Source organism: Streptomyces sp. HSW2009 (assembly GCF_040240285.1).
Taxonomy (GTDB): domain Bacteria; phylum Actinomycetota; class Actinomycetes; order Streptomycetales; family Streptomycetaceae; genus Streptomyces.
Genome location: NZ_JBEHZD010000029.1, coordinates 22,430 through 30,076, shown reverse-complemented (window position 1 = coordinate 30,076; position 7,647 = coordinate 22,430). Strand labels below are relative to the sequence as shown.

6 protein-coding genes and 1 pseudogene are annotated in these 7,647 nt (G+C 70.1%); 3 read left to right on the top strand and 4 right to left on the bottom strand.

What is annotated here, in order from left to right; all coding sequences use genetic code 11:
• Window positions 1-184: pseudogene (locus AAHZ94_RS04180) on the bottom strand (PD-(D/E)XK nuclease family protein); the annotation flags it as partial.
• A gap of 165 nt (window positions 185-349) precedes the next feature.
• On the opposite strand from AAHZ94_RS04180, the gene AAHZ94_RS04175 reads away from it, so the two are divergent.
• Window positions 350-1,951, top strand: coding sequence for a serine/threonine-protein kinase (locus tag AAHZ94_RS04175; RefSeq protein ID WP_349990610.1), 1,602 nt, complete (start codon window positions 350-352; stop codon window positions 1,949-1,951).
• A 4-nt stretch (window positions 1,952-1,955) separates the two neighbouring features.
• On the opposite strand, the gene AAHZ94_RS04170 is transcribed toward AAHZ94_RS04175, so the two are convergent.
• From AAHZ94_RS04170 to AAHZ94_RS04160, 3 genes are all read right to left on the bottom strand, one after another.
• On the bottom strand, window positions 1,956-3,995 hold the full coding sequence (locus tag AAHZ94_RS04170) for an N-6 DNA methylase (protein WP_349990608.1): 2,040 nt from the start codon (window positions 3,993-3,995) through the stop codon (window positions 1,956-1,958).
• Between the two features lie 124 nt (window positions 3,996-4,119).
• Entirely contained in the window at window positions 4,120-4,389 is a 270-nt protein-coding gene (locus AAHZ94_RS04165; protein WP_349990607.1) for a hypothetical protein, read from the bottom strand.
• Window positions 4,368-4,766: a hypothetical protein gene (locus AAHZ94_RS04160; RefSeq protein ID WP_349990606.1), complete on the bottom strand. Its 399-nt coding sequence runs from the start codon at window positions 4,764-4,766 to the stop codon at window positions 4,368-4,370. The genes AAHZ94_RS04165 and AAHZ94_RS04160 overlap by 22 nt, the downstream gene beginning before the upstream one ends.
• Window positions 4,767-5,045: 279 nt before the next feature.
• Between AAHZ94_RS04160 and AAHZ94_RS04155 the strand changes: the two genes are divergently transcribed.
• Together AAHZ94_RS04155 and AAHZ94_RS04150 are read left to right on the top strand one after the other, a co-directional pair.
• Window positions 5,046-7,103 carry a GNAT family N-acetyltransferase gene (locus tag AAHZ94_RS04155; RefSeq protein WP_349990604.1) on the top strand — a complete coding sequence of 686 codons (2,058 nt, stop codon included), beginning with the start codon at window positions 5,046-5,048 and terminating at the stop codon, window positions 7,101-7,103.
• The gene (locus tag AAHZ94_RS04150; protein WP_349990602.1) at window positions 7,100-7,579 is read left to right on the top strand and encodes an ASCH domain-containing protein; all 480 of its coding nucleotides are present in this window, start codon (window positions 7,100-7,102) and stop codon (window positions 7,577-7,579) included. The genes AAHZ94_RS04155 and AAHZ94_RS04150 overlap by 4 nt, the downstream gene beginning before the upstream one ends.
• Window positions 7,580-7,647: the final 68 nt, after the last annotated feature.

Sequence of the window (7,647 nt, the reverse complement as noted above, 5' to 3'; positions counted from 1 at the left end):
AGAGCGGGCCGAATCCGAACTCCTCGTACGGTGTGGACAGGAACGGCACGGCCGGTTCGGCGACGAGCTGGGGCCGCCTCGCGATGCGGCGGTGCGTGGGGCAGGCCGCGGCGTCGGGCCGAGCCATCCGGGGACTCGCCTTGATCAGCCAGTCCTCTCCGGCCACACCCGGTGGGTTTTGCATGGTGACCCCCGTTGCAAGGCGGCAAGGGCAATGTGGACGTCCAGGACAACGGGCCTGGCAGTCTATGCACGGCACCCCGGACGCGATCCAGCATGACATATGCCTGTGAACTGAGTCCATGAAGATCTAGCAAGGCAGTTGCTTCACGCTAGTCTGTTGTGCCGGATGGTGCGGAAGGACGAAGGGCGGCGCGGCGTGGACGCGGATTCGTACGCGGAGATGTACAGGCCCGGCACGGGTGATCTGATCGACGGGCGCTACGAGTTGGCGGAGTCGCTCGGTAAGGGCGGGATGGCCCACGTCTGGCGGGCCCGCGAGGTCTCCCCGGACAGTGAGACTTCCGAGGGTCACGCGACTTCAGCGGGTCGCGAGGTCGCGGTGAAGTTCCTACGCCACGACTCCGAGGCCCTGTACGCCCTGGACCTCGACGAGAGGGAGGCTGAACTCGCGGTCAGGAACGCCCGGTTCCGGCGCGAGGCCACACTTCTGGGCACGCTCGACCATCCGGGCATCACGGAGCTGTACGGCAGCGGAACGCATCGGGGTGTGCCGTACATCGCCATGCGGCTGGTGACGGGGGTGAGCCTGCGAACCTTCCTCGACGAGCACACGCCGCTGCCGCTGGCGTCGGCGATCGCGGTCGCCGTACAGATGGCGGGAGCGCTGGCCTGCGCGCACACGCTGCCTGTCGTGCACCGGGACATCAAGCCGGCCAACATCATGATCGACGGCGAGGGGGCGGTCGTCCTGATCGACTTCGGCATCGCCAAGCCGCTGCGGTCCGACGCCACCCGGTACACGGCGCACGGTTCCACCCTCGGCACCCGCGGTTATCTCGCGCCGGAGCAGCTGCTGGAGCGCGAGCCCACCGCGCGGACGGACGTGTACTGCTTCGGCTGCGTCTTCTACGAACTGCTCACTGGGCGCCCGCCGTTCCCGCTCGGCGCGGACTCCGGGCTGACTGAAAGGCATCTCTACGAGGAGCCGCTGCCGCCGAGTGTGTACGCCGCGGGCATCCCCGAGGCGATCGACGAACTCGTGCTGCGCATGCTCGCCAAGCAGCCCGGACAGCGACCACCTGTGGGCGAGGTTCTGGCGGTCCTCGAACCGCTCGGTCCGCAGCCCGGCGACCCCGGGCCCCGTCCGCGCACGCACCCCGACGCCACGGCGCCGCTTCGCCGGCCCGCGGCCCGGGCCGTACGCACACGCCGCGCCCCCGCCGCGCCCCCTGTCCCGTCCTTGGTGGCGGGCGAGGCGGAGTGGCTGGACACCCGCGCGGTGGAACTGCTGTGCGCGCGGGCCGAGTCGGAGATCGCCGCCGGTGAACCCGGTGACGCGACCGGCCGTCTGAGCGCACTGACGGAACGGGTGCGCGGGGAGTGGGGAGCCCGCCGCCCACTGGTGCGCCGTGTGTGGCGGGCAGTGGCGGACGGGCTCCGTCTGGCCGGGGACTTCGGCGCCGCGGCCGGTCTCTACGAGGGGATCGACGACGCTCTGCTGCACGGCGACGGTCCGGCCGAGGGCGCGGCGCGCGCGGTGATCCGGCTGCGGCTGGCCGAATGCCGACTCGCCTTCGGCGAACTGGAGACCGCCGTCACCACGGTCGATGCCGCAGGCCGGACGGCTGCGGGCCTGCCTCACGAGCACGCCGTACAGGTCGAGTCCGTACGACGTGAGGTCGATGCCCAACTCTCGGCACGGCGCGCGGACGCGCACGGCCCTGGCGGGCCGGGGGCTCGGTCGGACGGCGAGTCAACCGAGGCGTGATGCGCTACGCCCCGCCCGCGAGCCGCCCGGCCGCCAGTTCGTCACCGAGGTCGTGGACGAGGTCGCCGCCGAGCTCGGCGGTGCGTCGCGCCAGCTGTTCGAAGGCGGCGCGCTCGCGGAACGCCTCGCCGTAGCGCCGCTGTTCACGCAGGGGCACCTGGCGGACCTGGAGGCGGCGAACATCGACGCGGGAAGAGCTCGTCGCATGGGTCCCAGCCTGGCGGACGTTGGCCGGGGCGCGCAGCGTACCGGCGAGGAACCAGGCGTCCAGCTGCTCGGGCTGCACCCGCACGGCGTGCAGTTGAGCGCCCAGGGCGGTGGGTGCTCCTGCGTGGACCCAGGCGGAGAAGGCCCGCGCCACTCCCACCACGACGATGTCTCCGGGTTCAGCGATCACGGCTTCGCGCACCGCCGGGTCGTCGGCGGTGAGGTGCCCCCTGGGTGCGCCGCCCGACAGGAGGTCGGGAACCGTCAGGAGCGGAATGTCCTCGGCGGACGGTGTCCCGTTGCGGACCGAGGTCTCCGGTGGCTGCTGGCCGCCGCGCAGGGTGAGCGCCCCCGCCCGCGCCAGTTCGGCGACGGTGGTGGTCGTGGGCGTGTCCTGTGCGGCAGAGGCGAGTTCGAGCGCCGCGAGCAGCCGGGCGGACTTGGTCATGTTGATGGTGAGGTCCTTGAACTCGCGCCAGGACGCGGCCAGTCGGGGCGCACTGTCCACGGGGGACGCGGTGATGTGGCGTCCCGGGGTGAGGTCGACCTCGTCGTCGAGCAGCTCGATGACGGGTACGCGCCGCATGTGTGTAGCCCCCTCAGTCGGGTCCGTCCCCCCCACTGCCTCGCGCAGGAAGTCACCGATCGCCGCCCAGTCGGGGGCCCACTCGCGGCCCGTGTCCCGGGGGAAGCGGGACACGCCGTCGGCCACCAGCAGGTGCCCGCCCACGGGTGGCTCCTCACCTGCCGCGGGCGCACGTAGTACCCACAGGTGCAGGGAGACGCTGTGCGGCGCGGCGCACCCCGGCGGCAGCGCCAAGACGGCCTTCAGCTGGCCGGTGCGCAGCAGGGACCCGCGGATGCGCCGGCCTGCCTTGCGCGCCGCTACGGCGGGGGGCAGCAGCAGCACGGCCGCGCCGCCCGGTCGCAGTCCGGCCAGACAGTGCTGGACCCAGGCAAGTTCGGGTTCGGTACGCGGTGGCAGTCCGTGGCTCCAACGAGTGTCCGTGGCCAGCTCCTCGTACCCCCAGTCCCGTTCGTTGAACGGCGGGTTGCACAGCACGATGTCGGCGGGGACGTCGGCGAACGGGTCGTCGCGCAGAGAGTCCCCCGCGCGTACGTCGATGGAGGCGGGCTCAGTCCCTGGTGCCCGCTCGGCGAGGTTCAGGCGTGCTTTGGCGAGTGCCGCGAGGACGGGGTCGCGGTCGCCGCCGAGCAGGGATGGCGCCCCGCCGCCCCCCTCCTCGCCCACCTCGGCCGCGGCCATCAGCAGGTGACCGGTGCCGCAGGCGGGGTCCAGTGCCGTGAGGCCGCCGTCGGCGGCGGCGACGTGGGTGGCGATGTCCGCCATGATCGCGGCGAGCGGCTCGGGGGTCGTGGGAATTTGACGTACGTGGACGTCGAGCCAGCGGCGCAGCAGGAAGGCGAAGGTCTCCAGGCTTCCTTCGCGCCGCCCCAGGTCCACGGCCCGTTCGATCAGGTCCGCCGCCTCTGTGGGGAACGCCGCCTCGTTGGGGGACGCGGAACCTTCTGCCGCGTCCCGGCTGGCGAGGCGCCTGCCCACCTCCGCGACCGCCGCTCCCGTCTCGTCCCGTCCGCCGAGCGCCTCGAAGCGGGGCCAGAGCCATTCGTGCTCGGCGGACCCCTTGAGCTTCTTATTCTCGCGCAGCCAGCTCTCGATATCGGTGAGGGAGAACTGGGGATTGACGTCCGTGCCGGCGATCCGGGCAGGGAACGATGGATGACGCCGCCGCCAGTTGCTGACGGCGCCCCGCCCGACGCCCGCGAGACGAGCAATTTCGGCCAGGGACACGGGTACGGCACGGGGCGTGGACATCTGAACTCCCTGGACGTAACTCAATACATGCGGACGATCCCCCACCTACCGGCGCGTGATCAAGCCACTTTCCCCCTCCCGCGCGTCCCGCAGACTACTACGGCAGCGCAGGTATTGACATTGTTCACAGGGCGACAGGGCGTCGACCCTCCCGCCGCCTCACCCCGTTGAGGAAGCCACTCGGCCGCCCGCTGTACGGCATGCACAGGGCCTCTCTCGCCCGGGTGCTGGCGACGAACAGCAGGCACGGTTCGGCCGCGAGGTCGGTCGCGTTCTGCAGCGGATCGACCTTGGTCGGTGTCACCGCTGGCGCGAACGGGAATGCCGACGCGGTCACGCCCGCCACGGCCACGCAGGAGGACTCGAGGCCCTTCAGGCCGTGCAGGCTCGACACTCGCACTCCTGGCGCGTCATCGGGCTGCCCGACCTCGGCGAGCCGGTCGCCGATCCGCGCGGTCTGCGTGTGGAACCGGGCACGGACTGCGATTCGGACGGCGCGACGCCGGCCGCCACCCACCCGCTCACCGTGCGCACGACGGCGTCGGCCTCGGCTGCTTCCGTCCCGTGGCCCTCGGGCACGGGCCGCTCCCCGCCGGTGAGATCACGTACTTCGAGACGGCGGGTGGCCGCGTTAACGGAGTGCAGCCGCCGCTTGGCCCAGGAGTGTGCCTTGCCATGGGGAACGGCATGGACGAAGACGAACACGTCACTGCCGTCGTCGAGCGCGAGCAGCACGATGCGCTTCCCGTCGTCGACCCGGATGGTGCGCATGTGCGGACTACGGGAGCCGGCCACGGATTCCAGTGCAGGCCCTTGTCCGCGTGCAACCGGTGCGTCGTCAGCTGCTGAAGGTGTTGGGGATCGCGATCTCCGACATACACGCCACACCCTCCTTCGTCAAGCACCGCCGCAATAGCAGGCATTGACTCAGTTTACGATTTCCCGGCCGGATGCGGTCCATCTCATCAATCCATGGTCCGTAGGCGGCTCTGGTTGGCAAGATTCACCTGGGACGTTTGTCAGCCGGTCACGTGGCCACGAAGGGGGAACATGGCGATCGAGGTGCTGCCGGTGTCCGGGGAGGGATCGGAGCTGATGGGCCCGGTCATCGCGCTGGGCGATAGGTACACGAGATATCTGGGCCTGCTCACGCCGCCCGCGTACCACAAGCACGCCCAGGACGGCGGTCTGTTGGCGGCCGTGGAGGACGGGGAAGTCGTCGGCTACGCGCTCTTCGGGCTCCCGAAACGGAATCTCCATGTGCGTCTCGCCCACTTGTGCGTGGCAGAGGAGCACCGGAAGAAGGGAATCGCACGCCGGCTGATCGAGGCCATTCAGGAGCAACACGCGCACCGGCTCGGAATCCGGGCCAAGTGCCGTCGCGACTACGGTCTCAGCGGTATGTGGGCGGGCCTCGGCTTCGTCCCCAAGGGCGAGAGCGTGGGCCGGGGCAAGGACCGGGAGGTTCTTGATACCTGGTGGCTCGACCTTGGCCATGAGGATCTGTTCACCGAGGCTCGGAGCGAGGCTCTGCTCGTGGTGACCGTCGACCATAGCGTCTTCGCCGGGCTCCGCGGCGCGGGGTCGGAACAAGCGGTGAAGGAGTCGCGGGCTCTCGAAGCGGGGTGGCTCGCCGACCTGATCGAACTCGCCTACACGCCGCAGCTGCTGCACGCCGTACGCGACGTGGAGAAGGCGGAAGAGCGCCAGCATCAGCGCACCGGCTTGGCCGGGCTGCGGTCGCTGTCCCCCGACGCCGCCGCGGTCTCGGTCCGCTTGGCGGAGTTGGTAGCGGCCGTACGGAAAGAGTCGCCCGACGCACCATTCACCGCCGAGCAGCGCACCCGCCTGCAGTTCGTGGCCGAGACGTCCTGCGTCGGCCTTCAGGTACTGGTGACCCGGGATCCCGGACTCGCCGCCCTGGCCGATGTCGCCTGGGGCGTGGCGCGCGTCAAGGTCGTCTCCCCCGCCGTGGTCACCCTGCATGTCGATGAACTGCACCAGGCCCAGGTGTACCGCCCGGCCGATCTCATGGGTACCGCCTTCTCCACCGAGGCGGTCACACCCGGCAGCGAAGGCGAGCTGGTCGCCTTCTTCGACCAGGCCGACGGCGACAGGGGTTCCGGCTTCGCGGAGCGATTGAGATCCTTCGCCACGGACGGTGTGCTGTGGCACAGGGAACTGCTGCGGGACGGAGTGGGACGCCCCGTGGCTCTGAACGTCTGGGCCATGGACGGCCGCACACTGAACGTCGCCTTCCTGCGTACGGCCTCGCACTCCCTGGAGGAGACACTCGCGAGGCAACTGCTCTTCATGTTGAAGAAGCTCGCCCGGGGGAGAGGCGCACAGGCGGTCCGCATCGCGGATCCATACATGTCCGCGGCAGCCAAGGCGGCCGCCGGCAGCGATGGCTTCATCGCCGATGAGAGCGGCTTCACCGCGGTCCTCGTCGATGTGTGCGGCTCCGCCGCCGCTGTATCCGCGGTGGCCGCCGAGATCGGAAGCCGCCTGGGGCGCGTGATGCCGACCCTGGATCCTCATGTGCCGCCGGAGATCGCGAGCGTGGCCGAGCGGGTGTGGTGGCCGGTGAAACTCATCGATTCGGCGTTGCCGTCCTTCATCGCCCCCATCAAGCCACGTTGGTCGACGGAGTTGTTCGACGTTCCGGCCATGCTCGTCCCCCGGGCCGATGTGCTCGGCATCAGCCGTGAGCACGTCTACTACCGATCGCCAGGGCGCCGAGGGGAGTCGGTCCCTGCCCGGATCCTCTGGTACGTCAGCGGGAGCGGCGCCAGGCAGCAGGGGAAGATGGTGATCGGCTGCTCGCGCCTGGACGAAGTGATCGTCGATGAACCCGACACCCTCTTCTCGCAATTCGAACACCTGGGCGTATATGGTCGTGCCGACGTGAGGGCGACAGCCGACAGTTCGGGAAAGGCCATGGCCTTGAGGTTCTCCGACACGGAGCTCTTCCCCGCACATGTGACGCATTCCCGGTTGACCGCGTTGGCCGGGAAGCTACGGCTACGGTTGCCGCTGACGTCACTGTCGAAGATCAGCAACGTGCTGTTCCAGGCTGTTTATGAAGAGGGGCACCGAACACCGTGAACGATCCGGAGCGCACGATGCTGCTGTCCGTCCACCCCCGGTTCGCCACGGCGATCCTGGCCGGGACGAAGACGGTGGAAGTCCGCCGCCAGCGCGTCGCCGCCCCGCCCGGGACTCCGGTCTTGCTCTACGCGACCGCCCCCACCATGGCCATCGTGGGCCTCGCGCGCATCGCCTCGGTTCGGGTGGCCTCTCCCCGTGAAGTCTGGTCCGCCAGCCGGACGAAGGCCGGAATCAGCCGACGCGAGTACGACGAGTACATGAGCGGGGCGCTCCGGGCGAGTGGGCTCTCGCTGGAAGCGCCCGTGGCCTTCGAAGAGCCGGTGCCGCTTTCGGCCCTGCGGGCTGCCGGGCCGTTCCATCCACCGCAGAGCTACCGGTATTTGACGGGAGAGGACCTGCGGAAGATGGTGGTGGCCGCGCCGGACGGTGGCGCGGCCCTGTGTGACACGCTGAGCGAACTCGTTCGGGTCTGAGTGGTACGGAGCGCGGGCGGCCACCAACCCGCGTTCCCACGCGCCGATCACCGAGTTCGTAGCCGAGG